Source organism: Streptomyces sp. CNQ085, assembly GCF_022614595.1.
Lineage (GTDB): Bacteria > Actinomycetota > Actinomycetes > Streptomycetales > Streptomycetaceae > Streptomyces.
Window position 1 is genome coordinate 15,730 of the sequence record NZ_JAJFAU010000027.1, and the last position, 26,436, is coordinate 42,165.

A 26,436-nucleotide genomic window follows, 5' to 3' on the forward strand; every position below is an offset into this window, starting at 1 on the left:
GCACCATGCGCTCATTGCATAAAACTGCCACTATGCGTATAGTCATGCTCTCGATGAGGAGGATTCCATGACGGTGCGAGCGGCAGTGGCGGGAGCGAGCGGTTACGCGGGAGGCGAGATCCTGCGCCTGCTGGCCGGGCACCCCGGTGTCGAGGTCGGGGCGCTGACGGGCAACTCCAACGCCGGGCAGCGCCTGGGCGCGCTCCAGCCGCATCTGCCGCCACTGGCCGACCGTGTGCTGGAAGTCACCACGGTGGAGACGCTGACCGGCCACGACGTGGTCTTCCTCGCCCTGCCGCACGGCCAGTCCGCGGCCGTCGCCGAGCAGCTCGGCGACAAGGTGCTGGTCATTGACTGCGGGGCCGACTTCCGGCTGAGGGATCCGGGGAGCTGGGAGCGTTTCTACGGCACGCCGCACGCCGGCACCTGGCCGTACGGCCTCCCCGAGCTGCCGGGGGCACGCGACGCGCTGAGGGGGTCCCGGCGCGTCGCGGTCCCCGGCTGCTATCCGACGGCCGTGACACTCGCGCTCTTCCCGGCGTTCGGGGCCCGTCTGGTCGAGCCCGACGTGGTGGTGGTCGCGGCCACCGGCACCTCGGGCGCGGGCAAGGCGCCCAAGCCCCACCTGCTGGGCAGCGAGGTGATGGGGTCGATGAGCCCCTACGGCGTCGGCGGCGTCCACCGGCACACCCCCGAGATGGCCCAGAACCTCTCGGCCGTCGCGGGCGGGCCGGTCACCGTCTCCTTCACTCCTACGCTCGCCCCGATGTCCCGCGGCATCCTGGCCACCTGCACCGCCAGGGCCCGGCCCGGCCTGACCGCCGACCGGCTGCGCGAGGCCTACGACAAGGCGCTGGCCGCCGAGCCGTTCGTCCATCTGCTGCCCGAGGGCCAGTGGCCGTCCACCGCCGCCGTCCACGGCTCGAACAGCGCGCTGCTCCAGGTCGCGTACGACGAGGCGGCCGACCGCGTGGTCGTCGTCAGCGCCATCGACAACCTGACCAAGGGCACCGCGGGCGGCGCGGTGCAGAGCATGAACATCGCCCTCGGCCTTCCCGAGGAGACGGGCCTCCCCGTCACCGGGGTCGCCCCGTGAGCCGGCGGAGGCGTCCGCCGGTGCCGGCGGGCGGCGTGTGCGCGGCTGCCGGTGCGCTGCCGACGGCGATGATGCCCGCGCCGTGCCGCGCGGGTGGGGAAGGGAACGGTAAGACACCGTGAGCGTCACCGCTGCCAAGGGATTCACCGCGACGGGGATCGCCGCCGGGATCAAGGACAACGGCAACCCCGACCTGGCCCTGGTCGTCAACACCGGGCCGCGCCTGGCCGCCGCCGGTGTGTTCACCTCCAACCGGGTCAAGGCCGCCCCCGTCCTCTGGTCCGAGCAGGTGCTCAGGGGCGGGCAGGTGTCCGCGGTCGTCCTCAACTCCGGCGGCGCCAACGCCTGCACCGGCCCGCTCGGCTTCCAGGACACCCACGCCACCGCCGAGAAGGCCGCCGAGGTGCTCGGCCACAGCGCCGGCGAGGTCGCCGTCTGCTCCACCGGCCTGATCGGCGTCCGGCTGCCGATGGACCGGCTGCTGCCGGGGATCGAGGAGGCCGCCGAGGCGCTCTCCCCGCACGGCGGCGACAGGGCCGCCATCGCCGTCAAGACCACCGACACCGTGCACAAGACCGCCGTGGCCGAGGGCGACGGCTGGGTCGTGGGCGGCATGGCCAAGGGCGCGGGCATGCTCGCCCCCGGTCTGGCGACCATGCTCGTGGTCCTCACCACCGACGCCGACGTGGACGCCCCCGGTCTGGACGCCGCACTGCGCGAGGCCACCCGTACCACCTTCGACCGCGTCGACTCCGACGGCTGCATGTCCACCAACGACACCGTGCTGCTGCTGGCCTCCGGAGCCTCGGGGGCCGCCCCGGAGGCGGAGGAGTTCACCGAGGCCGTGCGGACCGTCTGCGGCGACCTGGCGCAGCAGCTGGTCCTGGACGCCGAGGGGGCCTCCAAGGACATCCGGATCGAAGTGGTGAACGCCGCCGACGAGGACGACGCCGTCGAGGTGGGCCGCGCCATCGCCCGCAACAACCTCCTCAAGTGCGCCGTCCACGGCGAGGACCCCAACTGGGGCCGGGTCCTGTCCGCCATCGGCACCACCTCCGCCGCCTTCGAGCCCGGCCGGCTCAACGTCGCCATCAACGGCGTGTGGGTCTGCCGCGGCGGATCGGTGGGCGAGGACCGCGAACTGGTGGACATGCGCTACCGCGAGGTCCGCATCACCGCCGACCTGGCGGCGGGCACCGAGTCCGCCGTCATCTGGACCAACGACCTCACCTCCGACTACGTCCACGAGAACAGCGCTTATTCGTCATGAGTACACGTAGGCACATCGCCCTGCCCAAGGCCCAGATCCTCATCGAGGCGCTGCCCTGGCTGACCCGCCACCACGGGAAGACCGTGGTCGTCAAGTTCGGCGGAAACGCCATGGTGGACGAAGACCTGAAGGCCGCGTTCGCCCAGGACGTGGTCTTCCTGCGGCACGCGGGTCTCAAGCCCGTCGTCGTCCACGGCGGCGGGCCGCAGATCAGTGCCCACCTCGACCGGCTCGGCCTGGTCAGCGAGTTCAAGGCCGGCCTGCGCGTCACCACCGACGAGGCGATGGACGTCGTGCGAATGGTGCTGGCCGGCCAGGTGCAGCGAGAACTGGTCGGCCTGCTCAACCGGCACGGCCCGCTCGCCGTCGGCATGACCGGCGAGGACGCCCACACCCTGACCGCCACCAAGCGCTACGCGCACATCGACGGCGAGAAGGTGGACATCGGCCGCGTCGGCGAGATCACCGAGGTCGACGCGGGGGCCGTCCAGGCCCTGCTGGACGACGGCCGCGTCCCGGTGATCTCCTCCATCGCCCGCAGCGCCGATGACGGGCACGTCTACAACATCAACGCCGACACCGCCGCCGCGGCCCTCGCCGCCGCGCTCGGCGCCGAGACGCTGATGGTGCTCACCGATGTCGAGGGCCTCTACGAGGACTGGCCGGGCAGTGACGACGTGATCAGCCGGCTGACCGCGAGCGAGCTGGAGAAGCTGCTGCCGGACCTGGCCAGCGGCATGGTGCCCAAGATGGAGGGCTGTCTGTACGCCGTGCGCAACGGAGTCAACACCGCCCGGGTCATCGACGGGCGCGTCCAGCACTCCATCCTGCTGGAGATCTTCACCGACGAGGGGATCGGAACCATGGTCGTGCCGGACGGTGACGCGCCGGAGAGGGAGAAGCGGGCATGAACGACACCACAGGCACCCGTACGGGCACCGCCACCGCCACGCACGACGCCCCGCCTGGCAACACAGGCCTCACCCGGCGCTGGCAGGACGTGCTGATGGACAACTACGGCACCCCTCGCATCCCGATCACCCACGGAGAGGGCGCCCGGCTGTGGGACGCCGACGGCAGGGAATACCTTGACTTCGTCGGCGGCATCGCCGTCAACTCGCTCGGCACCGCCCACCCGGCGGTCGTCCGCGCGGTCTCCGGGCAGATCGCCACCCTCGGCCACGTCTCCAATCTCTTCGTCGCCGAACCCCCGGTCGCCCTGGCCGAACGGCTGCTCCAGCTCTTCGACCGCGCGGGACGCGTCTACTTCTCCAACTCCGGTGCGGAGGCCGTCGAGGCGGCGTTCAAGATCGGCCGCCGGACCGGCCGGACACACATGGTCGCCACCGAGGGCGGCTTCCACGGCCGCACCATGGGCGCCCTCGCGCTGACCGGCCAGCCCGCCAAGCGTGATCCCTTCCTCCCGCTGCCCGGTGAGGTCACCCACGTCCCCTACGGCGACGCCGACGCGCTGCGGGCGGCTGTCACCGAGGAGACCGCGCTGGTGATCGTCGAGCCGCTCCAGGGCGAGAACGGCGTCGTCGTCCCGCCCGAGGGCTACCTGGCCGCGGCCCGCGAGATCACCGCCGCCACCGGCTCCCTGCTGGTGCTCGACGAGGTCCAGACGGGTATCGGCCGCACCGGGCACTGGTTCGCCTGCCAGGCGCGGGGGGTGCGGCCCGATGTCGTCACGCTCGCCAAGGGACTGGGGGCCGGACTGCCCATCGGCGCCACGGTCGCCTTCGGCGAGGCCGCCGAACTGCTGGGCCCCGGCCACCACGGCTCCACCTTCGGCGGCAACCCGGTCTCCTGCGCGGCGGCGCTCGCCGTCCTGGACACCATCGCCTCCGAGGGGCTCCTCGATCAGGTCAAGAGGATCGGCAGCCGGCTGCGCGACGGTGTCCGGGCCCTGGGACACCCGCTGGTCGGCCAGGTCCGCGGCGCCGGGCTGCTGCTGGGTATCGTACTGACCGAACCCGTCGCACCCCAGGTGCAGCAGGCTGCCCAGGACGCGGGCTTCCTGGTGAACGCGTGCGCCCCGGACGTCGTCCGGCTGGCACCGCCGCTGATCATCGGCGAAGCCGAGGCGGACGCGCTGGTCCGGTCCCTCCCCGCCGTCCTCGACACCGCCGGCGGGACCCGACGAGCCGGAGACTGACGAGACGATGACCGAGGCGCAGGCGCAGGGCGGCAACCACGGCGGCCCCGCCCTACCCCATACGCGTACGGCCCGGCACCGCCGGATCGTGGAGATCCTGAACCGCGAGCCGGTCCGGTCCCAGAGCCAGCTCGCCAAGCTGCTCGCCGACGACGGGCTGAGCGTCACCCAGGCGACTCTCAGCCGGGATCTGGACGAGCTGGGCGCGGTGAAGATCCGCAACACCGGGGGCGAGCTGATCTACGCCGTCCCCGGCGAGGGCGGGGACCGCACGCCCCGGGCTCCGCTGGGGGAGTCCGCGAGCGAGGCGAGGATGGCGCGGCTGGCGGGCGAACTGCTGATCTCAGCCGAGGCGTCGGCCAACCTGGTGGTGCTTCGCACCCCGCCCGGCGCCGCCCAGTTCCTCGCCTCGGCCATCGACCAGGCGGAGGTGCACGACATCATCGGCACCATCGCGGGCGACGACACCCTGCTGCTGATCAGCCGTCATCCCACCGGTGGGCAGGAACTGGCCGACCACCTGCTGCGGCTGGCGCAGCGGAATTCCCCATCGCGCAACTCCAACTAGCCTTTCAGGCAAGTGAGTTGGGACAGGACACCCGGCTGCCGCCATGACACCGCTCTGTCCGGCATGGAAGGTTGTGGAGACCATGTGCGGGGGTGAACGGCGGTGGTCCGGGCAGAGACCCGGGAAGCGGATCCCGAGCCGGTACGGGAACCGAGGAGACTGCGCAACGACAGCGGACTGACTCTCGCGGCCCCGGCGCGGTGCACGGGCTGCAGCGAGTCGTCCTGGGAGCGCTGCCTCAATGGCAGGACGCTCCCCCGAAACAGGCCGTGGCCGCTTTCGCGCGAGCGGTCGGCGTCCCCGCGGAGCCGCCGCTGAGGCAGCAGGGGGGCGGCCGCCGCGGCCGGTCGTCAGGGCACGAACCGGCCCCCGACGCGCAGCGAACGCCACGTCCGCGGCCCGACGACGCCGTCGGCCGTCAGGCAGTTCTCCGGCCGGAACGCCTTCACCGACGCGGTGATGACCGGCCGCGGGATGCCGTCACGCCGTTGGCGGGGAGACAGCCGGGGACGCTCGTCCCGGCGGGATCCCGGGACGGCTCGGCGAGGGGCCCGCGGAGTGCGGGACGCCCGGGAGGGCGTCAGCGTCAGACGCCTCTTCGGGACGTCACCTGCCGCTCGTGCGCCAGCAGCGACCAGACCTGGAGGTCGTGACGGCGGCCGCCCATGGGGAACACACCGCGCAGGGTGCCCTCGTGAGTCATGCCCAGCCGCCGGGCCACCGCGATGCTGGGGGCGTTCTCGGGCGAGACCATCCACTCCACCCGTGCCAGACCGCGTACCCCGACCGCCCAGTCGATCATGTGCCGGGCGGCGGTGGTGACCAGTCCGCGCCCCCGCGCCTCGGGCGCCAGCCAGGCCCCCAGTTCGCAGGAGCCCTCGGAGACGCTGAGTCTCCGCAGGAGCATGCCGCCCACCAGTTCGCCGCCTCGCCGGATGCCGCAGATCCGGCCCACGTCCGCGGCCTGCTTGTCCGCGTACCGCTGGAGGAAGGTCCGGGCCGAGGCGGTGTCGGTGACGGTGTGTGCCCACGGCAGCCAGGGCGCCAGATGGCCGCGCACCCGGTCGGTGTGCGCGGCCAGTTCCGCCGCCTGCCACGGCTCCAGGGGGCACAGCTCCGCGCCGTCGCCGAGAGGGATGCTGAACATGGAAGGCTCCTCGGAAGGTCGCTCGCGGGTGGTGGGGGCGTGCGGTCGCGGTGTTCGCGCCGGTCCCGGTGACAGCCATGATCGGACCCTTCGTCGCGCCGGGGGCGCCCGCCGGTGCACTCCGGGTCAGAGTGGTCTCTTGTGGAACAGGGTCGTGGGCCGGAGTACGCCCTCGGTGTCGGCGGCGTAGTCGGGGATCGTGCCGGCCTCGGTCCAGCCGGCCGAGCGGTAGAGGTGCTCGGCCGGGCTGCCGGTCTGGGTGTCCAGCACCAGCAGGGAGATTCCCGCGCCGGCGGCTTCCCGTTCGGCAGTCGCCAGCAGTCGCCGGCCCAGGCCCCGGCCCCGGGCGTCCCGGTGCACGATCAGCTTGGCGATCTCCGCGCGGTGGCGGCCGTTGGGCATGTCGGAGAACCTGAGCTGCACGGTTCCCAGGATTCGGCCGTCCTCCCCCGGGCCGCCCACACCGCCGTCCGGCCCTCGCCCGCCTCGGTCGCCAGCCCCTCCCACCAGGCCACCGCCTCAGAGAGGCCGAGCGGGGCGAGGAAGCCGATCGAGGAGCCGCCCTCGACGGCGTCGCGGAGCAGGGCGGCCAGGTCCCGGGCCGCGGCGAGGATTCCGGTGGCCGGCAGACGGGTGATCACCGGCGCGGCACTGCTGATGTGTTCGATTCGCACCGCCTGATGGAACTCCTTCCGGGCCCCGGGCGCAAGGTCGTTCCGTGGGACGGGGGCGGGATGGGGGTCGGGGTACGGGTGCGCCGGGTGGGTGAGGAGACGGCGGGGCACACTGGCCCGCCGACCGCGCAGCTCGCCCCGGACGGGCCGGAGGAGGGGAAGAATGGCCGAAACTGTCATGTGCGCGAGGGAACCGTACCGGCCTGTGTCACGCTGACCATCGGATGTCCGGGGCTGTCCGGGACCAGCGGTGGCTGAAAGTTCCTCCCGATTTCCCTCGGAAGGCCGTTCGGAATTATCTGTCGCATTTCGGGGCGGCATGTCCACGATGCTGGCTCCCGCCCGCCGGTGGAAGAGAAATGAGGCCCGGGTTTCCCTGGGGTGCCGCTTATGCGGATTATACGGAAAGCTGTTGACAGCGGATGAGCTCCTCTGCCATCTTTGGTCGCCGCACCGTTCGAAAGCTACTCGTCCCGGGCGGACCCGTTTCCCAGGAATCGATCGAGTGGTTCCCGTTCCGTCGTACGCGCGCGTCTGGATTCGAGAGAAGCAGGAGCCGATCATGTTCCGCAGCACGCCAGTCCGGAAGGCATCGTCGTGACCCTGGTGGTTATCGGGGCCAATCCGACGGTGGCGCGAGCGATCGCGGAACTGTCTGGTGATCAGGTGCACGTCCGCTTACCCGGAGTGCCGGTACTCGGCCTGGACGGCTGGGATGCCTCCGGGGTCCGGAAAGTTTTCACCGCGGATTTCCGGGACGCCCCGGCCTTCCTGACATTCGTCGACGAGGTGCTCGCTCCCATGGCGCCCGCGGCGGTCGTCTCGCTCACAGAACCCGGCCTGGAGCCCGCCGCGGTGGCTGCTGAACGGCTCGGTGCGAGGGGAGTGGATCCCCAGGTCGTCAGGGTCACCCGCGACAAGTTGCGGATGCGGCGCGTGCTGGCGCGCCGGGCACCGCACCTGAACCCGGCCTTCGCGCCGGGCGACGCCCCGGGCGCGGTGGCGCGGCTATTCGCCACGCACACACCGGTGGTGGCCAAACCGGTGGACGGTTTCGGCAGCCGCTCCGCGACGCTCTTCGAGCGCCCGGCGGACCTCCCCCCGGACCGCGGAACCGCCGCTACGCTCTTCGAACAGTTCGTCGGCGGAGTGGAGTTCAGTGTCGAGGCGCTCTCCTTGAACGGACGGCACACCGTCATGGGTATCGCCCAGAAGGGGACGACGGGAGGGTTCGTCGAGGTCAGTCACATAATGCCGCCGCCGTCCCTGGACGCACGCCGTCGGCTGCTGGTGGAGCGGGCCGTCGCCGAACTGCTCGACGCACTTGGCCTCGAGGACGGCCCGAGCCACACCGAGGTCAAGGTCGAAGGCGACCGGGTCACCGTCATCGAGACCCACACCCGTCTCGGCGGGGACGGCATCGCCGATCTGGTACGGCTCACCACCGGTGTTGACTGGCGGTGCGCCGCCGTCGGATGGGCTGTCGGCGCGGAGCCGCAAAGGGCGGCCGCCGCGGCCGCCGCGGCGGCGACCGTGTTCTTCACCGCGCCGCCCGGCCGGGTGACGTATGTCGCGCCGCAGCCATCCCTGACCCACGGGTCCGTGGTGGAGTGGGATGTCCCCGTACGGCCTGGCGACCCTGTGGGCCCTCTCCGGTCCTCCGAGGACCGGCTGGGCAGGGCCGTCCTGACCGCCGAGAGCCCGGCCGAGTGCGCCGCGGCCGTGGCGGAGCTGATGTCCCTGCGAGTGGTGACCACGCGACGGGACCGCTGACCCGGAGCGAGCCCGCCACGGACGGCACACCGCACTGTTCTCCGTAGTCCTTCGGTTCATTCATCCGTTCATCCGTGACAAGGGGGAAGCATGACCGTCGAAAACATGCCCGTTTCCTATGACTTTCATGGCGACGAGCCCTTTACAACGCCTTTCCGGGACATCAAGCCTGAGGACATCCATGTATACCTCGACCTCGACACCAAGGTCGGGAAGAACACCTGTGGCCAGAAATGTACACACTGCTGGTTCGTCAACTACGAGAAGGTGTATGACAAGTCTTTCGCGATGGAGGAGGGGCCGCTGATTCTGGCAGGCCTCCGGTCGCACGGTTACCACGTCTATCCGCGCTATGTAGACAGTTTCGCGTACGGCGGCGAGTTCATGCGTATCTACGGGCCGGCCAACAACCGGGAATTCCGGCAGGAGGACGACCACAAGCCCACCGAGACGATGGAGAAGGGCGATGCCTGGACCAGCGGCCGCCCGCTGCTCGGTGACGACTACCTTGAACTCCTCGATCTCGCCCGGGAGAGCGGCTACGGAACGATCTCCATCACCTATCACGGAGTGATCGACGAGGACCTCCGTGTCGTGGACGACGGAAGCTACCCCATAAAGGGCGTGTTCAGCGGAGCCGACACCGAGAAGGTGCTCCGCCGGATCGACGAGTACAACGAGCGCCACCGGGCCGGCCTGCTCTCGGATGCGGAGCCCTCGGACGCCTTCCGGGTCAACATCGGCGTCACCATCGGCCGCCACAACCACGGTCGCGAATCCCTGGAGCGCTACGCCCGCTACTTCAACGGACTGGGCGTCGACACCGTCCGGTTCAACAGCTTCTCCGACCACGGCGGCCGTCACCCCGGACTTCAGCTCAGCCGAGAGGAGACCGAGCAGGCGTACCGCGATTTCAAATGGCTGCACGAGAATGTGGAACTGAACTTCCAGCTCGGCGTCAGTGAGGACTTCGGCACCTTCGGGATCAGGGTCATGGGTTTTCCCGGCCACGTCGGCTGGTGCCGGGCTGGTCGCCAGCTGTTCGCCGTCATTCCCGCACGGGAGACGGTCCTGTCCGAATCCGGGGGCGTGCGCCGAGAGAAGATTGGCGACATCGTCGGCTGCGTCAACACCTTCGAGCCCCACCTCGGCATCCTCGTCCGCACGGTCTCCGACGGCGGCCGGAGCACCGGCTACGACCTGGAGTTCGACCACGAGGGCATTGAGGAGTTCACCGCCAGGCGGCTCTCGGGCGTCTACCGGGACGGCTGCTTCGCCAGAGAGCTCTCCGAGGAGCTGGAACTGGTCTCGCGTGTCCCCAGGCGGCGCAGACTGCCCCTGGTCGAGACCACGAGCTGAGAGGGGAGAGGGAAAGCCATGCGCCACGTTCTCGTCTTCGCCAAGACGCCGTACGCCAGAACCCCGTACGACCGCTGGCTGGACGGCTCCGGGATCGAGCCGGTCATCCTGACTCCCACCGAGTACGCGCCGGGCTACGGCCATCTGCCGCATGTCCACGCCTTCGACGACTACGACACCAACCTGCTCGTGGAGAAGACCGCGATTCGGCTGGCCCGGGCACACGGCGTCGAGGCGGTCTTCGCCCGGGCCGAGGCGGATGTGGTGCGGGCCGCCCAGTTGCGGAGTCTGCTGGACCTGCCCGGGCAGCGGACCGCGAGCGCACTGGCGTTCCGGGACAAGGTGATCATGAAGGAACACCTGGTCGGCGGCTCGGTGGAGGTTCCGGCCCACCGGCTCCTGGACTCCGCCTACACCGCGGTGGAATTCGTGGCGGCGCACGGCTACCCGGTGGTGATCAAACCGGTCTCGGAGTCGGGCTCCCTGGGGGCTAGCGTCATCCGCGACGAGACGGAGCTGGACTCCTGGCTGCGCAGGCCGTGGCACGGGACCAGCCAGATCGAGACATTCGTCCCAGGGCAGATGTACCACGTGGACGGGCTGGTCCTGGGCGGCGAGACGATGTTCCTCCACCCCTTCCGTTACCTCAACGACTGTCTGTCGTTTCGTTCCAACGACTGGATGGGCAGTGTCCCGCTGGCGCCGCGGGACCCGGCGTACGACCGGCTGGTGGAGGCGACCAGGGCGGTCCTCGCGCAACTACCCACCCCGGAGCACACCGCGTTCCACGCGGAGCTGTGGATCACCCCCGATGACCGGGTGGTGTTCTGCGAGATCGCCAGCCGCACCGGCGGCGGCATGGTCGCCGTCCTCATCCGGCACGCCTTCGGGGTCGACCTGGACAGGGAGTGGTTCCGTGCCGAGTGCGGTCTGACCCCGGCTCCGGTCACCGTCGCGTACCGGCCCGCCGGCGGCCTGTGGATCCCGCCGTCGAACGGAGTGCTGGAGCGCCTACCCGCCGACGGCGAACCGGACTGCGTCCAGGAGGTGTCCCTTAACGGGACGGTCGGCCAGGAATTCCACGGAGGAGTGAAGTCCGGCCTCTTCCTCGCCGGCTACATCGTCGGCGGCGACACCGAGCAGGACGTGACCGCCAACATGGAGAAGGTGGCGGCCTGGTTCTCCGGGCAGGTCAGATGGCGTCCCACCGGATCCGCGGACGGTGTCCTGTGAGTGCCCCCGGGCCACTCGGCCCGCCTCCCGGCCCGCTGGTCGGCGCCGACTGGCTCGCGCCGCGGCTGGGCCGGCCGGGGCTGGTGGTCCTCGACGCCTCGGTGGGCGCGCACCGAGGCGCCGTGTGGCGGATACCAGGAGCGCGGGTGTTCGACATCGACGGGGCCCTGTCCGACCACTCCTCCCCACTGCCCCACACGATGCCCGGGGCGGATCGGTTCACCGAGGAGATGCGCTCCCTCGGTGTAGACGATGCCGACACTGTCGTCGTCTACGACGGTGCGGGTATCTACTCCAGCGCCCGCGCATGGTGGATGCTACGGGCGATGGGCTTCGACCGGGCCGCCGTGCTCGACGGCGGTCTGCCGGCCTGGAGGGCCGCCGGACTGCCGGTGGACAGCGGTGAGTCGGCCCCCGTGGGGCCTCGGGGCGACTTCACCGCACGTCCCCGGGAGGGACTCGTCGTCGGGGCCGAGGAGGTGGCGGCGGCTCTGTCCGATCCAGGAGCGGCCGTCCTGGACGCCCGCTCCCGCGAACGGTTCGCCGGGGAGGCCGCCGAGCCCCGCTCGGGACTGCGCGGCGGCCACATGCCCGGAGCGGTGAACCTGCCCTTCGGCGACCTGCAGCAGGGGGGGCGGATGCTCCCGGCGCCGCGACTGCGCGCCGTGTTCCGCGCCGCCCTGGCCGGAGACCGGGACCGGCTGGTCCTCAGCTGCGGCTCGGGCGTCACCGCCTGCGTCCTTGCGCTGGGCGCCGAGCTGGCCGGGTACCGCGGGCTGTCGGTCTACGACGGGTCTTGGAGCGAGTGGGGCCGGCCCGGCGGACCGCCGGTCGTCGCAGGAGAGGAGAGCGAGGGCGCACCGCTTTGACGGCCTCCCTGTCCGCTCGGTGGCGGACTTTCGCGGACCTGCCGCCGAGTCTGAGACACCTGATCGCGCTCTCCTTCGTCGTCGCCTTCGGCAGCTACATGGTCACCCCGTTCATCGGTGTGCTCATGGTCAAGGGGGTGGGGCTGGACGTGCGCCTGGCCGGTGTGCTGGTGGCCGTCGCGATCCTGGTCCAGTTCGGCGGCAGTGTTCTGGGCGGCCCGGTGGTGGACCGTCTCGGCCTGAAGCGGACGATGGTCCTCTCCCTCGCCCTGCGGACCGTGGGCCTGGTCCTGCTCGGTCTGGCGGTCGGAGCCCCCTGGCTGGCGTACCCGGCGGTGGTCCTCGTCGCCGCCGGCCCGGCACTGTACCTTCCGGCGAACAAGGCGTACATCGTCACCTGTGTCTCCGACGACCTGCGGCCGTTGTTCCTGGGGGTCAGCAGTGCCGCCCTCAACGCGGGCATGGGGCTGGGACCGCTGCTGGCCGCGCTGCTGGCCGACGCCGACCCGGTGGCGCTGCTGACCGGCGCCGCGATGTTGTTCGCACTGATCACCGCGGCTCACCAGGCGGTCCTGCGCCCCGTGGCCGGGTGGCCGGGTGGGGCCGGGAAGAACGGCGAGGCCGGCCGACCCGGCGGGGCCCGAACGATGCGCGGTGCGCTGCGGCCGGTGCTGTTCACAGCCGTGTCCTTCTACCTGTACTTCTTCTTCCAGAGTTTCATGGGCCTGTACACCGCGGAGGTGTCGGACATCCGGGTGCTCGGCTGGGTCATGCTCCTCAACTGCGCGATGATGGCGCTGCTCCAGCCCCCGCTGTCAGGCCGGATCGCCCGGGCCGACTACCGCCGCCTACTGGCGGGCTCGTTCGCGCTGATGGCGGCGGGCACGGCGGTGATGTCCCTGGGGAATGTCCGTGCCCTGCTGGCGGGCACGGCCGTCTTCACACTGGGGGAGGTGTTCCTGTTGCTCCGTTGTGACCTGGAGCTTGTTGAACGCGTACCGGGCAACCCCGCCTTCGCCTTCGGGGTCCAGCGACTCGCCGCGGGTGTCGGAGGTCTGCTCGCCGGTGTCGTCGGCGGCTTCGTGTTCGCCCACTACCAGGAGGCGGGCGATCCGGGCGGGTTCTGGACCGCAGTCGCCCTCCAGTGCGCGGCCGTGGCGGTCGCGGCCCTGCTGTTCGGCGGTTCCCCGGCGGCCGCCCGGCGGGGAGTGGAGCGGAAGCCCCAACCGGAGGCGGCGTCATGACAGGCCGACGTCCCTCGGCGGAAACCCGGTTCGTACACGCCGGTTCCGATCCCCGGAAGCAGCACGGCTACGTCAACCCGCCCGTTCACCGGGCCTCGACCGTGCTGTACGAGGACGTGGCGGCGATGAATGCCTCGCAGGCCGACCCCCTCAAGCGTGAGATGCCGGTGTACGGCCGCTTCGGCACCCCTACCGGTCGAGCCCTGGAGGGAGCGCTGGCCGAACTGGAGCGCGGGTACGATGCCGTCGCGACGTGCTCGGGTCTGGCGGCGATCACCACGGCGATCCTGTCCTTCGTCCGGGCCGGGGACCACATCCTCGTCAGCGACTCCGTCTACCCGCCCACCCGGAGATTCTGCGACTCACTCGCCGCGCTGGGGGTGGAGACCGAGTACTACGACCCCCTGGCCGGCGGGGGCGTCGGGGAACTGATCCGTCCGGGCACCCGGCTGGCCTACCTGGAGTCTCCTGGATCGACCACCTTCGAGGTGCAGGACATCCCGGCCGTCACCGCCGTGTGCCGGTCCCGGGGCGTGGTCACGGTCGCCGACAACACCTGGGCCACACCGGCGTTCTGCCGGCCGCTGGACCTGGGCGCGGATGTCGTGGTGCACTCCGCGACGAAGTACCTGACCGGCCACGCCGACAGCATTCTGGGCGCCATCGTGTGCACCGAGGAGAGCTACGGGGCGGTCCGCTCCGCGGCGATCCGGCTGGGACAGTGCGCGGGTGCGGACGACGTGTACCTGGCCTTGCGGGGACTGCGCACTCTGGGCGTGCGGCTGGACCGGCACCAGCACCAGGCCCTGGAACTGGCGCGCTGGCTGCGAGAGCAGGACGAGGTGCGCGGCGTGGTCTATCCGGCGCTGCCCGGCGATCCGGGCCACGAACTGTGGCGCCGGGACTTCACGGGCGCGACGGGCCTGTTCGGGCTCGAGCTGGACCCCCGATTCGGGGAGCCCGCGGTGGAGGCGATGCTGGGACGGATGCGGCTGTTCGGGCTCGGCCACAGTTACGGCGGCCACGAGAGCCTTATAGTGCCGGCCGACCCGATGGGGCACCGGCTGCCGGGTACCTGGGCCGGCCGGGGCCCGCTGCTGCGCGTCCACGTCGGCCTCGAGAGTGTCGAGGACCTGAGGGAGGACCTCGCCGCAGGACTCCGCGCGCTGTCCGGGCACGGGGAGTGATCTGAGGGGCCCGGCTCTCGGGAACGCCCTTACGGAGTCGGATCCCGCCCACGCCCCGCTGCTTCACGGTGAGGCGAGCCCGCTTTGACGGACCATGCGGAGGAGTGCATACTTATGCTAGTCACCGTATGCATCGTAAGGAGTCCCCCGTGACCGAGCGCGTCGTACTCGCCTACTCCGGTGGCCTGGACACCTCCGTCTGCATCGGCTGGATCGCCGAGGAGACGGGCGCCGAGGTCGTGGCCGTCGCCGTCGATGTCGGCCAGGGCGGAGAGGACCTGGACGTCATCCGCAAGCGCGCGCTCGCCTGCGGCGCCGTCGAGGCCGAGGTCGCCGACGCGAAGGACGAGTTCGCCGAGGAGTACTGCCTCCCCGCGATCAAGGCCAACGCGCTCTACATGGACCGCTATCCGCTGGTCTCCGCCCTCTCCCGGCCGACCATCGTCAAGCACCTGGTGGCCGCCGCCAGGAAGCACGGCGCCACCACCGTCGCCCACGGCTGCACCGGCAAGGGCAACGACCAGGTGCGGTTCGAGGCGGGCATCTCCTCACTCGCCCCCGAGCTGAAGTGCATCGCGCCGGTACGGGACTACGCCATGACGCGTGATGCGGCGATCGCCTTCGCGGAGGACAAGGGCCTGCCGATCGCCACCACCAAGAAGTCGCCGTACTCCATCGATCAGAACGTCTTCGGGCGGGCCGTGGAGACCGGTTTCCTGGAGGACATCTGGAACGCGCCGGTCGAGGACGTCTACGACTACACGCAGAACCCGGCAGTCGCGCGCGAGGCCGACGAGGTGGTCATCACCTTCGACAAGGGCGTCCCCGTGGCCCTCGACGGCAGGCCCGTCACCGTCCTGCAGGCCATCCAGCAGCTCAACGAGCGGGCCGGAACCCAGGGCGTGGGCCGGATCGACATGGTCGAGGACCGCCTGGTGGGCATCAAGTCCCGCGAGGTCTACGAGGCGCCGGGCGCCATCGCGCTGATCACCGCCCACCAGGAGCTGGAGAACGTCACCGTCGAGCGCGAACTGGCCCGCTACAAGAGGCAGGTCGAGCAGCGCTGGAGCGAACTGGTCTACGACGGTCTGTGGTTCTCCCCGCTCAAGCGCGCTCTGGACGGCTTCGTCGAGGAGGCCAACGAGCATGTGTCCGGCGACATCCGGATGACCCTGCACGGGGGCCGGGCCACCGTTACCGGTCGGCGCTCCCGCACGTCGCTGTACGACTTCGACCTGGCCACCTACGACACCGGCGACACCTTCGACCAGTCGATGTCCAGGGGCTTCATCGAGATCTTCGGCATGAGCAGCAAGATCGCCGCAAAGCGGGACCTCGCGCAGTAACCTGCCCCCGCGGCAGCCGCCCGCCGCCCGCCTCTTCCGCCTCGTGGTGGGGGAGGCGGGCGCCTTCCCGCCCGGCCGGGCCCGACGCCGCCCGGCGCGGTCCGGCACGACCCGGTGCCGTCCGACACCGCCCAGCACGACCGGTAAGCGCACGAGGAGCAGCGATGACCAACGCCCCCCAGACCCCGCCCCCCGCCGCAGGCGGTGACGTACGGCTGTGGGGCGGCCGGTTCGCCGACGGGCCGGCCGAGGCGCTGGCCGCCCTCTCGGCCTCCGTCCACTTCGACTGGCGACTGGCCCCCTACGACATCGCCGGGTCGCGCGCCCACGCCCGTGTGCTGCACCGGGCCGGGCTGCTGACCTCCGAGGAGCTGGAGAGGATGCTCGCCGGCCTCGACCGCCTGGCGGCTGACGTCGCCGGCGGAACCTTCACAGGGACCGTCGCCGACGAGGATGTGCACACCGCCCTGGAGCGCGGTCTGCTGGAGCGTCTCGGTTCGGAACTGGGCGGCAAGCTGCGCGCCGGACGCTCCCGCAACGACCAGGTCGCCACGCTGTTCCGGATGTACCTGCGCGACCACGCCCGGATCATCGGCGGCCTGCTCGCCGACCTGAACGAGGCCCTGGTATCCCTGGCCGAGGCGCACCCGGACGTGGCGATGCCCGGCCGCACCCACCTCCAGCACGCCCAGCCGGTCCTCTTCGCCCACCACGTCCTCGCCCACGTCCAGGCGCTGTCCCGGGACGCCGAGCGGCTGCGGCAGTGGGACGCGCGCACCGCCGTCTCGCCCTACGGGTCGGGGGCGCTGGCGGGTTCCTCGCTCGGTCTGGACCCCCGCGCCGTCGCCGCGGACCTCGGCTTCGAGCGCGGCTCGGCCGCCAACTCCATCGACGGCACCGCCTCGCGCGACTTCGTCGCCGAGTTCGCCTTCATCACCGCGATGATCGGTGTGGACCTCTCCCGGATCGCGGAGGAGGTGATCATCTGGAACACCAAGGAGTTCTCCTTCGTCACCCTCCACGACGCCTTCTCCACCGGCTCGTCGATCATGCCGCAGAAGAAGAACCCGGACATCGCCGAGCTGGCGCGCGGCAAGTCCGGCCGGCTGATCGGCAACCTCACCGGGCTGCTGGCCACCCTCAAGGCGCTGCCGCTGGCGTACAACCGCGATCTGCAGGAGGACAAGGAGCCGGTCTTCGACTCCTGCGACCAGCTGGAGATCCTCCTTCCGGCGTTCACTGGGATGATGGCCACCCTCACCGTCAACCGCGAGCGGATGGCCGGGCTTGCCCCGGCCGGCTTCTCCCTGGCCACCGACGTCGCCGAGTGGCTGGTGAAGCGGGGCGTGCCGTTCCGGGACGCGCACGAGATCGCGGGGGAGTGCGTCAAGGTCTGCGAGGCCGCCGGGATCGAACTGGACGAGCTCACCGATGGGCAGTTCACGAAGATCTCGCCGCACCTCACCCCCGAGGTCCGCACCGTGCTGAGCGTATCCGGCGCTCTGGCCTCCCGCGACGGGCGGGGCGGCACCGCGCCGTCGGCCGTCGCCGTCCAGCTCGCCGAGGTCAAGGAGGACCTGGCCCGGCAGCGGGAGTGGGCCGGGCAGGACCGCCCGGGCGCCGTGAGCTGATCGAACACCAGGATCCGGGCAGAGGTGGGGCTCCTCCCGCTGGGGGCCGGGCTGCGGAGCACCCGCCGCCTCCCCTCCTCGAGCCCCTCCCGAACCGGAGGCCGCCCTCCCGGAGTCGCCGTGGCGCCCCGGAGAAGCACGGGCGGTCCCGGGCCGGGGCATGCCGCCGGAGGGAGGGATCCCGGGCGTGCCGGAGGAGGCGCGGCCGCCCGCGCGTCCGTTCGCGATGCCGCGGGCCGCGCCTTTGACGGCGGACCCTGGTGGTGGGGGCCGTCGGCCTGGGGGCCAGACCGTGCCGCTGGTCACCGCGCCGGGTGGAATGGCCTGGCCGCCCGTGGTGCTGCTGCTCAGACTGATCTTCGCGCATGGCGTTCCCGAAGGTGACGCCGCGCCGACCGGGTCGCGCGGGGGCCCGCCCCGGTGAGCCCCCGTTGCGCCGCCCGCCGGCGGAGAGCGGCGCAACGGGGGAACCGGCGGAGCCTCAGGCCGCCTTGGCCTTGGTGGCGTACACGTCCACGTACTCCTGGCCCGACAGCCGCATCACATGGCTCATCACCTCGTCGGTCACGGCCCGCAGCACATAGCGGTCACGGTCCATGCCGTCGTAGCGCGAGAAGTCCAGCGGCTCGCCGAAACGGACGGTGATCCGGCGGCCCGGGCCGACCCGGGGCAGTCCGCTGCCGCCCGGCTGGACGCGGTCGGTGCCGATCATCGCGAACGGGACGACCGGCGCGCCGGTCATCAGCGTCAGCCTGGCGATGCCGGTGCGGCCCCGGTACAGGCGGCCGTCGGGGGAGCGGGTGCCCTCCGGGTAGATACCGAAGGCGTTGCCCTCCTCCAGTACCCGGCGGCCGGTCATCAGCGCCGCGACGCCGCCGCGCCCGCCGTCGCGGTCCACCGGGATCATGCCGACGCCGGTGAAGAACCACGCCATCAGACGGCCCTTGAGGCTCTTGCCGGTGACGTACTCGTCCTTGCCGATGAAGAAGATCCGCCGGTCGACAACGGTGGGGAGGATCATCGAGTCGATGAAGGTCAGGTGGTTGCCGGCCAGGATCACCGGACCGCTGCCGGGGATCCGCTCCGCCCCCTCCACCCGCGGACGGAACAGCACACGCAGGAGCGGGCCGAGCAGCGCCTTGATGAGCAGGAAACGGGACAACGTGCCCTCCGGTCATGATGGTCAGCGCGCGCACCCGCGCAGGTGAGTACGGTACTCGTCGGCCACCGGCGGGCGCGCGCCGGGTTCGTCCCACGGATACCCCGTGATGGCGCGATTTGTCAGCAGTTCACGCCTCGTTTCGCGTACGGCCTCCCGCGGTGAAGCGACACGCACCTACCATGCGCGGGTTCCGTTGCTTGTCAGGTGCGGGACAGTCACAGGTGTGTGAAGGCGAGAGGAGTGCCCATGGGACAGGCGCAGAGGCCGGACCGCAGAGCCGTGCTGGGCGCGGCGGTGCTGGGCGCGGGGGCGGCGGCGCTGGGACCGGCCGCCGCCGCGTCGGCGGCCGACGGCGGACAGGAGAGCGGTGCGGGCCGGGGCCGTACGGCCCTGCCGGCGCCCGCCGTCATCGCCCACCGCGGCGCCAGCGGCTACCGGCCCGAGCACACCCTGGGGGCCTACCAACTCGCCCTCGACATGGGTGCCGACGTCATCGAGCAGGATCTCGTGCCCACCCGGGACGGCCACCTCGTCTGCCGCCACGAGAACGACATCACCGGCACCACGGACGTGGCCGACCACCCGCGGTTCGCCGACCGCAGGACCACCAAGGCGGTGGACGGCACCGAGGTCACCGGCTGGTTCACCGAGGACTTCACCCTCGCCGAACTCAAGACGCTGCGTGCCACCGAGCGCATCCCCGGCACCCGGCCCGACAACACCCTCTACGACGGCCGCTGGACGGTCCCGTCCTTCGAGGAGGTGCTGCGCTGGGCCGAGCGCGAGGGTCGCCGGCGCGGACGCCCGGTCTGGCTGCACATCGAGACCAAGCACCCCAGTTACTTCCGAGGTCTGGGCCTCGGCCTGGAGGAGCGGTTGGCGAGACTGCTGCGCCGGTACGGGCGGGACCGCGCGAATTCGCCCACGTTCCTGCAGTCCTTCGAGCCGAGCAGCATGGAGCGGATGAGCCGGCTGGTGAGGACCCCGCGAGTGGTGCTGCTCTCCTCGGCCTCCTCCCGGCCGTGGGACTTCACCGAGGCCGGCGACCCGCGCACCGTGGCCGACCTGGTCACGCCCGAGGGGCTGGAGTGGATCTCCGGCTTCGCCCAGGGCATCGGGCCGACGCTGGACCTGATCGTCCCCCGGCGGGCGGACGGGCGGCTGGGCGAGCCCACCACCCTGGTGCGCGACGCCCACGCCCGCGGGCTGCTGCTCCACCCGTACACCATGCGCAACGAGAACCGGTTCCTGCCCGCGGACTTCCGCCGCGGCACCGACCCGGACGCGTACGGGGACGCCTTCGGCGCACTGCGGACGTACTTCGCGACGGGCATCGACGGCATCTTCGCCGACCAGCCGGACACCGCCCTGCTGGCCGCGGAGGACTTCCGCCGGGGCTGACGGCCGGTCGGTCCAGTCCGGACGCTCCCCGAAGGAGGCGCGGGCCGCGCCCTCCGGCCGTCACGGCAGCCGTGGCGCCGGAGACCCTTCCCGCCGGTCCGAACTCCCTGCCGGCCCCGTTGTCCCTGCCGGCCGCCGGCGGGGACAACGGGGCCGCCGACCTCGAACAGGCCGTGCGGCCGCACCGGCGGACCGCCGCGGCGCTCTCCCACCGAGGCCCGCCCACCGTGAAGCAGCCCGGGAGTTGGGAATCTCACAGGGCGGTCTCGGACCGATTCGTTCCCGTTGCATCGATTGCCTGCGCAGAATGCTCACGGCGGAGGTTGCGCCCCCCGAACCAGGGGGAAGGGTGCGGTGAACCACCGGCGTCATCAGGGCAGACAGTTCGGGCGCGCGACCCTCGTTCAGCACACGCGCCCGGACGTGACGAGACATGGGGAGACGTGCGCACATGGGAACGAGCGTGACCATCTCGGCGGCGACGGACGAAGACGCCGAGCAGATCCTCAAACTGCAGTACCTGTGCTACCAGTCCGAGGCCGCGCTCCACGGCGACTACGGCATCGAGCCGCTCACCCAGACCCTCGGCGACCTGCGCGCCGAACTGACCCGCGGCTGCGTGCTCGTGGCCCGGCTCGGCGAGGAGGTCGTCGGCTCGGTACGCGGCCGTGTCGAGGACGACGGCACGGCAGTGATCGGCAAGCTGATCGTCCACCCCCGCATGCGGCGGCACGGTCTCGGCGGGAGGCTGCTGTCCGCGGTCGAGGAGCGGCTGGCGCGGGAGCGGTCCGCCAGGCGCTACCGGCTGTTCACCGGCCACCGCGGCGAGGGCGGCATCCGCCTCTACCGCAGGCTCGGCTACACCCCGGTGACCACCGAAACGGTCTCCTCCCGGCTGAGCACGGTGACCCTGGAGAAGACTCCCGGGTGCTCGCCGGAGGGCGGCGGGATCTCCCGGACGTACGCCGCCAGCGCCTGACCGGCGCCTCGTCCGCGTTCCGCACGCGCGGCCGTTCCGGCGGGCATCGCGGGGCGGCCGCAGGTGCCGGGGCCCAGGGGCGTTCCCGCGCTCAGGCTCCTCCGGCGCCGGCGGGCGAGCGACGCAGCCACAGCAGGCCGACCACCGGCAGGACCAGCGGGAGCAGCAGATACCCCAGGCCGTAGTCCGACCAGACCGTCGCATCGGGGAAGGCCGGCGGATCCAGCACCGTCCAGGTGCCGACCGTCAGCACACCGGCCAGCTCGGCGGCGCAGCACACCAGCGCCACCCGGCGGGCGCCCCTGCCGCCGCGGACCAGGGCGACGGTGATCACCACGTACACCGCCGCGGCCACCGCGGAGAGGACGTACGCCAGCGGGGCCTCGTCGAAGCGGGTGGAGAGCTGGTAGACCGAGCGGGAGGTGGCGCCGACCGCGAAGACCGCGTACAGCGTGACCAGCAGCCGGCCCGGCCCACGGCTCAGACCCGGCCGTGCGGGCCGCCCCGGCGGCACCGTGGGGCCCGGGGGCTCAGCCATGCCCGCCTCCCCACACGTCGTACAGCCGTACCTGGAGCACCGCCATCACCACCGCGCCCGCGGCGACCGTCGCGGAGCCCCAGCGGGTTCGCTCGGCCAGCGACATGAAGCCGACCGCCGGCACACAGGCCGCCACGCCCAGCAGGTAGGAGACGAAGACCACCGTGCCGCCGTCCGGCTCCCCGCCGCGCGCCAGCTGTACGACGCCGACGACCAGTTGCACCAGGGCGAGTACGGTCACCACGGCCATGCCGGCGAAGTGCCAGTCCTTGGTCGGCTGGTCCCGGTAGGCCGCGAAGCCGCACCAGGCGGCCAGGGCGAGTGCGGCCACGGCGACCACGACCGTCAGCGGGGTGAGCATGTCGGCACTGTATTCGAGCCCGTCATCGCGGACGGAACGACCCCTCGCGAAGCGCTCCCGAAGCACACCCGAAGCCTCTCCGGAACCCACCCGGATCCTTGTCGACCGTGGCCTTGACCACATGCCGACCCGCTTCCCGGACGGCCCGCGAACAGCCTCCGCGCAGGTGGCGGCGGGCGCGGCGGCTTCTTCGGGGAGCGGACGGGACGGACGCCGCACACCTGGACTGTCCACTATCCGGACGGTAGCGTCCGTTTTTACGTGTAGAGGCCAGGGGTCTGTTTTACTCGCCCGCATGACCGCGACGAGCTGCCGCACCCGTGCGACCGAGGCGACCACGACGCCCGGTGCTCGCCGCATGTGTCGAATGTGTGACCGCTGAGGGCCCCCGTCCGAGCCGCCTCGCGCCCTGAAGCGAGACCTGAGCCTCCCTCTCCCGGCGGTACGCCGGGGGTTGCCCGGCCCCGCGCTCACCGGCCGTCCGTCCGCCCGTCCGAGGCGTGATCCCGGACGGCCGGCTCCCGCTCCTTTCCGTCAGGAACATCCCCGTGTCCGGCGCGGCACCCCCGCGCCGGACACTCGACAGTCATGGACACCCAGTGATCACCACCACGGGACTCACCAAGGTCTACCGCTCCCGAGGCCGGGACGTGACCGCACTCGACGGCGTCGGCCTTCATGTCCGAGAGGGCGAGGTCTTCGGCGTCGTCGGCCGCAGCGGCGCGGGGAAGTCCTCCCTCATCCGCTGTGTCAACCTGCTGGAGCGCCCCACCTCCGGCACGGTCGTCGTCGACGGACAGGACCTCACCGCCCTGGCCGGGCGCGGACGGCGGGCCGGTGCCGAACTGCGCCGGGCCCGCAGCCGCATCGGCATGGTCTTCCAGCACTTCAACCTGCTGTCCTCCCGGACCGTCCAGAGCAACGTCGAACTGCCACTGGAGATCCTCGGCGTCCCCGGCCGCGAGCGAGCCCTCAAGCTCCTGGACGACCACGGCCTGATCGAGCTGAAGGAGAGCGCCGGGCAGGACGCCACCCTGGCCGACATCGCCGACGACAAGGGCCTGGAGTTCAAGGAGCTCGAGGCCGCGGCGCTGCCCCGCTCCCTGGACGACGTGGACGCCGCCGTCATCAACGGCAACTACGCCGTCGAGGCCGGCCTGGAGCCCGTCGAGGACGCCCTGGCCCTGGAGGAGGCCGAGGGCAACCCCTACGTCAACCTCCTCGTCGTCAAGGAGGGCGGCGAGGACGACCCGCGGGTGAGGAAGCTGGCCGACCTACTGGCCTCCGAGGAGGTCGCCGACTTCATCGAGGAGGAGTACCGGGGCTCGGTGGTGGCCGCCTCCGACGCCTCCTGACACCGGTGCGGCGGTGAGCCGGGGCCCGCGCTGCATGCCGCCGGGGCGATGCTGCATGCTGTGCACTCGACCCCGTCAGGCTGGAGCGGCGCATGACATCCATCTTCCCGGAGATCTCGATCAGCACGGAACGGCTCGTGCTGCGTCCCCTCGAGGCCGAGGACGCACCCGCGTTCACCGAGATGATGAACGACGAACTGGTCACCGCCTGGACCTCCGTGCCCGTCCCCTACACCGAGGAGCACGCCCGGGAGTGGATCACCCGGGGAGCGTCCGCGGAGCGGACCGGGGGACACGGCATCGTCTTCGCCGTCACCGAGTTCCTCACCCAGCGCCTGGTCGGCACCGTCCATCTGCGCAAGACCGACTGGCGGGTGCTGTCCGCTGAGGCCGCCTATGTGACCGCCCCCTGGGCGCGCGGCGAGGGGTACGCCGCCGAGTCGCTGCTCGCCGCCGTCCAGTGGCTTTTCCAGGACCGGAAGTTCGAGCGGATGGAGATCCGCACCCCGGCCGACAACACCGCCTCCCAGCGGGTCGCGCAGAAGGTCGGCTGCGTCAGCGAGGGCGTACTGCGCAACGCCTGGATAGCCCGGACCCGTACCGAGGACGGGAGCTGGACCGACATCCGCACCGACCTGATCGTCTGGAGCCTCCTGCCGGAGGACCTGGAGGACGGACCGGGCGAGTCGGTCGGTGCCGGAGGCTACCCCGCCTACCCCGAGGCCGGGAGCTACTCCGCCTATCCCGACTGGCGCTGACGGACCGGAGCCGCGCACCTCCGGAGCCGCGAAGCCCGGGAACCCAGAAGCCCGGACCGGGCCCCCGCGCCGGGCGCGGTAACCTCACTGCGGCGATCCCGCCGCCCCGCGGGTACCGCGTCCCGCGCACACCCCGCACCGTCTTCCGCCCCGCCCCGCGACGCGCCAGGAGAGAGCCGACGATGGCCGACCGTGTCACCGTGATCGGGTGGGACGGCTCGCCACTGACCGAGGCCGCCCGCGCTGCTCTCGGAGCCGCCACCCTCGTCGCCGGTGCCGTCCACCACCTGGCCCTTCCCGAGATCCCGCCCGGCGCCGAGCGCATCCGGCTGGGCAGCGTGCCCCCGGCCGCCCGCCGTATCGCCGGGCACCGCGGCACCGCGGTGGTCCTCGCCGACGGAGACCCGGGCTTCTTCGGTGTCGTCCGCACCCTGCGCGCACCCGAGTACGGCCTGGAGGTCGAGGTCGTACCCGCCGTCTCCTCGGTCGCCGCGGCCTTCGCCCGCGCGGGGATGCCCTGGGACGACGCCCGGATCGTCGTCGCCCACGGCCGCACCCTGCGCCGCGCCGTCAACGTCTGCCGTGCCCACACCAAGGTCGCCGTCCTCACCTCGCCCGGCGCCGGCCCCGCCGAACTGGCTCTGCTGCTGGACGGGGTGCACCGCACCTTCTTCATCTGCGAGGCCATGGGCACCGACCGGGAGCGGGTCACCGTACTGACCTCCGACAAGGTCGCCGACCACGTCTGGCGCGATCCCAACGTCGTGATCGTGGTGGGCGGTTCGGCGTCCGCGGCCGGGCCCGTCGCGCCGGGTCCGAGCGGATGGCTGGCCGGAAGCGAACCGAACTACCCGCCCGCCGTGCGGGGCTGGGCCCTGTCGGCCGCCGAGTACACCGGTCAGGACGCCCCGGCGGCGACCGCGGACTCCCCGCAACTGCGCGCCGCCCAGCTCGCCCGGCTCGGTCCCAGAGCAGGCGACCTGCTGTGGGACATCGGCGCGGGCAGCGGAGCCGTCGCCGTGGAGGCCGCCCGCTTCGGCTCCGCGGTCCTCGCGGTCGAACGCGACGCGGCCGCCTGTGCGCGGATGTCCGCCGCCGCGCGGCGCTTCGGCGTCCAGCTCCAAGTCGTGCACGGCATCGCGCCCCTGGCGTTGGAGGCGCTGCCCGAACCCGACGTGGTGCGCGTCGGCGGGGGAGGGGCGCGTACGGTCGCCGCCTGCGCCGACCGCAGACCCGAGAGGATCGTCACACACGCCTCCACCCGCGACGGGGCCGAGGCCGTCGGGCGGGTGCTGGCGGACGGCGGATACACCGTGGAGTGCACCCTGCTCCAGTCCCTGGAACTGGACACCCGGGAGTGGACGGAGCGCGAACGCGCGGTCGTCTTCCTGTTGTCCGGCAGCCGGATGTGATCTCGTCCGAGACGAACCGGACCAACCGGGGTCAGTCGTCCACCCCCGCCACCTGCGGGGCGCGACGGCGGGTAGGCTGATGGACCGTTGTGCCGCCGACCGGTATTGACACTTTGTCTGTCGATGTCGGGATGGTTCGGACGGGGGCACGGCGGGCGCCCGCTGGGGCCGGAAGGAGCACTACCGATGGGCGAGGGGTACGCATGACTGACACCGGCCGGGTCCCGGGCGAGGGACAGTCGGAGAACGCAGGCGGACAGCCGGGGCAGCCGGGCGCACCGGCACCCGGCACGTACACCTTCGCGGGCCCGGTCGAAGGTGTGGCGTCGGGCTACGAGGACGACCTGCTGCTGCCCGGCTCCCACGGCTGGGGCGAGGCGGCGTCCGCACAGTCCCAGGCGTCCGCGCCCGCCTCCGTGCCCGGCCCGCGCGAGTCGGACGGATACGGGCAGTACCCGGCGCCGCCCGAGCGGACGGCCCACGGGCATGTGTCCCACACCGCCGCGACGCCCCCCCGCCCGCCGCACCTGGGGCCGCCCGTGCCCGAGCAGTCCGGCGTGGTGCGCACGCTCGCCGACCGCAGCAGCGCCCCCGCGGCTCCGGCGCCCACGCCCCCGCGGGGCGTGCCCGTACGGCAGCCGGGACCGCCGACCACGGGGCCCGAGTACTTCGACGTCGCACACGAGGAGCACGCGGCGCGGAACACCCCCTCCCAGGAGGCGTCCGGGGAGGCCGAACCCGAGGGGGCGGTGACCGCTCCCGGCGCGCCCGCTCCTGCCGCGCAGCACGGAGCGCAGCAGCCCGGCACGCTTCCGTCCGACCCGGTGCAGCCGGGCGCCTGGGCGCCGCAGCCACCCGCGCCGGCCCCGGTCGCGGAACCGGCGCCCGCTCCTGTGCGGCCGGCGGCCGGATGGC

General features: G+C 72.0%; 22 protein-coding genes and 4 pseudogenes. 21 read left to right on the plus strand and 5 right to left on the minus strand.

The annotated features are described in order from the left end of the window. Nucleotides 1-67: 67 nt before the first annotated feature. From argC to LJ221_RS07675, 6 genes are all read left to right on the plus strand, one after another. Nucleotides 68-1,096 (plus strand): N-acetyl-gamma-glutamyl-phosphate reductase, encoded by a 1,029-nt coding sequence (gene argC / locus LJ221_RS07650; RefSeq protein WP_241714867.1) that lies wholly within the window; start codon nt 68-70, stop codon nt 1,094-1,096. Between the two features lie 118 nt (nt 1,097-1,214). After that, nucleotides 1,215-2,366, plus strand: a complete 1,152-nt coding sequence (gene argJ / locus LJ221_RS07655) for a bifunctional glutamate N-acetyltransferase/amino-acid acetyltransferase ArgJ (RefSeq protein WP_241714869.1) — start codon at nt 1,215-1,217, stop codon at nt 2,364-2,366. Then, the gene (gene argB, locus LJ221_RS07660; RefSeq protein WP_241714871.1) at nt 2,363-3,277 is read left to right on the plus strand and encodes an acetylglutamate kinase; all 915 of its coding nucleotides are present in this window, start codon (nt 2,363-2,365) and stop codon (nt 3,275-3,277) included. The genes argJ and argB overlap by 4 nt, the downstream gene beginning before the upstream one ends. Next, nucleotides 3,274-4,524: an acetylornithine transaminase gene (locus LJ221_RS07665; protein WP_302851963.1), complete on the plus strand. Its 1,251-nt coding sequence runs from the start codon at nt 3,274-3,276 to the stop codon at nt 4,522-4,524. The genes argB and LJ221_RS07665 overlap by 4 nt, the downstream gene beginning before the upstream one ends. A 7-nt stretch (nt 4,525-4,531) precedes the next feature. Beyond that, nucleotides 4,532-5,092, plus strand: a complete 561-nt coding sequence (locus LJ221_RS07670) for an arginine repressor (protein ID WP_241714872.1) — start codon at nt 4,532-4,534, stop codon at nt 5,090-5,092. A 102-nt stretch (nt 5,093-5,194) separates the two neighbouring features. Next, nucleotides 5,195-5,410 carry a helix-turn-helix domain-containing protein gene (locus LJ221_RS07675; RefSeq protein ID WP_241714874.1) on the plus strand — a complete coding sequence of 72 codons (216 nt, stop codon included), beginning with the start codon at nt 5,195-5,197 and terminating at the stop codon, nt 5,408-5,410. 268 nt (nt 5,411-5,678) lie between these two features. Here the strand turns inward: LJ221_RS07675 and LJ221_RS07680 are convergent, their stop codons facing one another. Both LJ221_RS07680 and LJ221_RS07685 read right to left on the minus strand, forming a co-directional pair. Further along, complete coding sequence (locus LJ221_RS07680) at nt 5,679-6,239, minus strand: GNAT family N-acetyltransferase (RefSeq protein ID WP_241714876.1); 561 nt, start codon at nt 6,237-6,239, stop codon at nt 5,679-5,681. A 126-nt stretch (nt 6,240-6,365) separates the two neighbouring features. Next, nucleotides 6,366-6,880 (minus strand): annotated as a pseudogene (locus LJ221_RS07685) (GNAT family N-acetyltransferase). Nucleotides 6,881-7,510: 630 nt separating this feature from the next. On the opposite strand from LJ221_RS07685, the gene LJ221_RS07690 reads away from it, so the two are divergent. From LJ221_RS07690 to argH, 8 genes are all read left to right on the plus strand, one after another. After that, a complete protein-coding gene (locus LJ221_RS07690) occupies nt 7,511-8,686 on the plus strand; it encodes an ATP-grasp domain-containing protein (RefSeq protein ID WP_241714878.1) in 1,176 nt (391 codons plus the stop codon). A gap of 105 nt (nt 8,687-8,791) precedes the next feature. Beyond that, entirely contained in the window at nt 8,792-10,045 is a 1,254-nt protein-coding gene (locus tag LJ221_RS07695) for a radical SAM protein (protein ID WP_241714881.1), read from the plus strand. A gap of 18 nt (nt 10,046-10,063) precedes the next feature. Next, nucleotides 10,064-11,278, plus strand: coding sequence for an acetyl-CoA carboxylase biotin carboxylase subunit family protein (locus LJ221_RS07700; protein ID WP_241714883.1), 1,215 nt, complete (start codon nt 10,064-10,066; stop codon nt 11,276-11,278). Beyond that, nucleotides 11,242-12,147, plus strand: coding sequence for a sulfurtransferase (locus LJ221_RS07705; RefSeq protein WP_374228400.1), 906 nt, complete (start codon nt 11,242-11,244; stop codon nt 12,145-12,147). Before LJ221_RS07700 ends, LJ221_RS07705 begins: the two co-directional genes overlap by 37 nt. Beyond that, complete coding sequence (locus LJ221_RS07710; protein WP_241714887.1) at nt 12,144-13,391, plus strand: MFS transporter; 1,248 nt, start codon at nt 12,144-12,146, stop codon at nt 13,389-13,391. Before LJ221_RS07705 ends, LJ221_RS07710 begins: the two co-directional genes overlap by 4 nt. Further along, nucleotides 13,388-14,578, plus strand: coding sequence for a cystathionine beta-lyase (gene metC / locus LJ221_RS07715; protein ID WP_241714889.1), 1,191 nt, complete (start codon nt 13,388-13,390; stop codon nt 14,576-14,578). Before LJ221_RS07710 ends, metC begins: the two co-directional genes overlap by 4 nt. Nucleotides 14,579-14,727: 149 nt before the next feature. Further along, entirely contained in the window at nt 14,728-15,924 is a 1,197-nt protein-coding gene (locus LJ221_RS07720; RefSeq protein WP_241714890.1) for an argininosuccinate synthase, read from the plus strand. Between the two features lie 164 nt (nt 15,925-16,088). Continuing rightward, nucleotides 16,089-17,555, plus strand: coding sequence for an argininosuccinate lyase (gene argH / locus LJ221_RS07725; protein WP_241714891.1), 1,467 nt, complete (start codon nt 16,089-16,091; stop codon nt 17,553-17,555). 481 nt (nt 17,556-18,036) lie between these two features. On the opposite strand, the gene LJ221_RS07730 is transcribed toward argH, so the two are convergent. Next, nucleotides 18,037-18,717 carry a 1-acyl-sn-glycerol-3-phosphate acyltransferase gene (locus LJ221_RS07730; RefSeq protein ID WP_241714892.1) on the minus strand — a complete coding sequence of 227 codons (681 nt, stop codon included), beginning with the start codon at nt 18,715-18,717 and terminating at the stop codon, nt 18,037-18,039. A gap of 246 nt (nt 18,718-18,963) precedes the next feature. Between LJ221_RS07730 and LJ221_RS07735 the strand changes: the two genes are divergently transcribed. Next, the gene (locus LJ221_RS07735) at nt 18,964-20,118 is read left to right on the plus strand and encodes a glycerophosphodiester phosphodiesterase (protein WP_241714893.1); all 1,155 of its coding nucleotides are present in this window, start codon (nt 18,964-18,966) and stop codon (nt 20,116-20,118) included. Nucleotides 20,119-20,569: 451 nt separating this feature from the next. Then, on the plus strand, nt 20,570-21,097 hold the full coding sequence (locus tag LJ221_RS07745) for a GNAT family N-acetyltransferase (protein WP_241714894.1): 528 nt from the start codon (nt 20,570-20,572) through the stop codon (nt 21,095-21,097). A gap of 91 nt (nt 21,098-21,188) precedes the next feature. Here the strand turns inward: LJ221_RS07745 and LJ221_RS07750 are convergent, their stop codons facing one another. Beyond that, on the minus strand, nt 21,189-21,635 hold the full coding sequence (locus LJ221_RS07750; RefSeq protein ID WP_241714895.1) for a hypothetical protein: 447 nt from the start codon (nt 21,633-21,635) through the stop codon (nt 21,189-21,191). Continuing rightward, nucleotides 21,628-21,996 (minus strand): hypothetical protein, encoded by a 369-nt coding sequence (locus LJ221_RS07755; RefSeq protein ID WP_241714896.1) that lies wholly within the window; start codon nt 21,994-21,996, stop codon nt 21,628-21,630. The genes LJ221_RS07750 and LJ221_RS07755 overlap by 8 nt, the downstream gene beginning before the upstream one ends. Before the next feature lie 599 nt (nt 21,997-22,595). Between LJ221_RS07755 and LJ221_RS07760 the strand changes: the two are divergent. The 5 genes and pseudogenes from LJ221_RS07760 to LJ221_RS07780 form a co-directional block, all read left to right on the plus strand. Further along, nucleotides 22,596-23,015, plus strand: a pseudogene (locus LJ221_RS07760) (ATP-binding cassette domain-containing protein); the annotation flags it as partial. 3 nt (nt 23,016-23,018) lie between these two features. Continuing rightward, nucleotides 23,019-23,351 (plus strand): annotated as a pseudogene (locus LJ221_RS07765) (MetQ/NlpA family ABC transporter substrate-binding protein); the annotation flags it as partial. Nucleotides 23,352-23,443: 92 nt separating this feature from the next. Then, on the plus strand, nt 23,444-24,109 hold the full coding sequence (locus LJ221_RS07770) for a GNAT family N-acetyltransferase (protein ID WP_241714897.1): 666 nt from the start codon (nt 23,444-23,446) through the stop codon (nt 24,107-24,109). A 182-nt stretch (nt 24,110-24,291) separates the two neighbouring features. Next, nucleotides 24,292-25,521 carry a precorrin-6y C5,15-methyltransferase (decarboxylating) subunit CbiE gene (gene cbiE / locus LJ221_RS07775; RefSeq protein WP_241714899.1) on the plus strand — a complete coding sequence of 410 codons (1,230 nt, stop codon included), beginning with the start codon at nt 24,292-24,294 and terminating at the stop codon, nt 25,519-25,521. Nucleotides 25,522-25,724: 203 nt separating this feature from the next. Further along, nucleotides 25,725-26,436 (plus strand): annotated as a pseudogene (locus LJ221_RS07780) (5,6-dimethylbenzimidazole synthase); the annotation flags it as partial.

Excerpts from the sequence above, each read along its gene's own strand:
- argC (WP_241714867.1), top strand. The coding sequence starts at position 68 with ATGACGGTGCGAGCGGCAGTGGCGGGAGCGAGCGGTTACGCGGGAGGC.
- argB (WP_241714871.1), top strand. The coding sequence starts at position 2,363 with ATGAGTACACGTAGGCACATCGCCCTGCCCAAGGCCCAGATCCTCATC.
- LJ221_RS07665 (WP_302851963.1), top strand. The coding sequence starts at position 3,274 with ATGAACGACACCACAGGCACCCGTACGGGCACCGCCACCGCCACGCAC.
- LJ221_RS07670 (WP_241714872.1), top strand. The coding sequence starts at position 4,532 with ATGACCGAGGCGCAGGCGCAGGGCGGCAACCACGGCGGCCCCGCCCTA.
- LJ221_RS07680 (WP_241714876.1), bottom strand. The coding sequence starts at position 6,239 with ATGTTCAGCATCCCTCTCGGCGACGGCGCGGAGCTGTGCCCCCTGGAG.
- LJ221_RS07695 (WP_241714881.1), top strand. The coding sequence starts at position 8,792 with ATGCCCGTTTCCTATGACTTTCATGGCGACGAGCCCTTTACAACGCCT.
- LJ221_RS07700 (WP_241714883.1), top strand. The coding sequence starts at position 10,064 with ATGCGCCACGTTCTCGTCTTCGCCAAGACGCCGTACGCCAGAACCCCG.
- LJ221_RS07705 (WP_374228400.1), top strand. The coding sequence starts at position 11,242 with ATGGCGTCCCACCGGATCCGCGGACGGTGTCCTGTGAGTGCCCCCGGG.
- metC (WP_241714889.1), top strand. The coding sequence starts at position 13,388 with ATGACAGGCCGACGTCCCTCGGCGGAAACCCGGTTCGTACACGCCGGT.
- argH (WP_241714891.1), top strand. The coding sequence starts at position 16,089 with ATGACCAACGCCCCCCAGACCCCGCCCCCCGCCGCAGGCGGTGACGTA.
- LJ221_RS07735 (WP_241714893.1), top strand. The coding sequence starts at position 18,964 with ATGGGACAGGCGCAGAGGCCGGACCGCAGAGCCGTGCTGGGCGCGGCG.
- LJ221_RS07745 (WP_241714894.1), top strand. The coding sequence starts at position 20,570 with ATGGGAACGAGCGTGACCATCTCGGCGGCGACGGACGAAGACGCCGAG.
- LJ221_RS07750 (WP_241714895.1), bottom strand. The coding sequence starts at position 21,635 with ATGGCTGAGCCCCCGGGCCCCACGGTGCCGCCGGGGCGGCCCGCACGG.
- LJ221_RS07755 (WP_241714896.1), bottom strand. The coding sequence starts at position 21,996 with ATGCTCACCCCGCTGACGGTCGTGGTCGCCGTGGCCGCACTCGCCCTG.
- LJ221_RS07770 (WP_241714897.1), top strand. The coding sequence starts at position 23,444 with ATGACATCCATCTTCCCGGAGATCTCGATCAGCACGGAACGGCTCGTG.
- cbiE (WP_241714899.1), top strand. The coding sequence starts at position 24,292 with ATGGCCGACCGTGTCACCGTGATCGGGTGGGACGGCTCGCCACTGACC.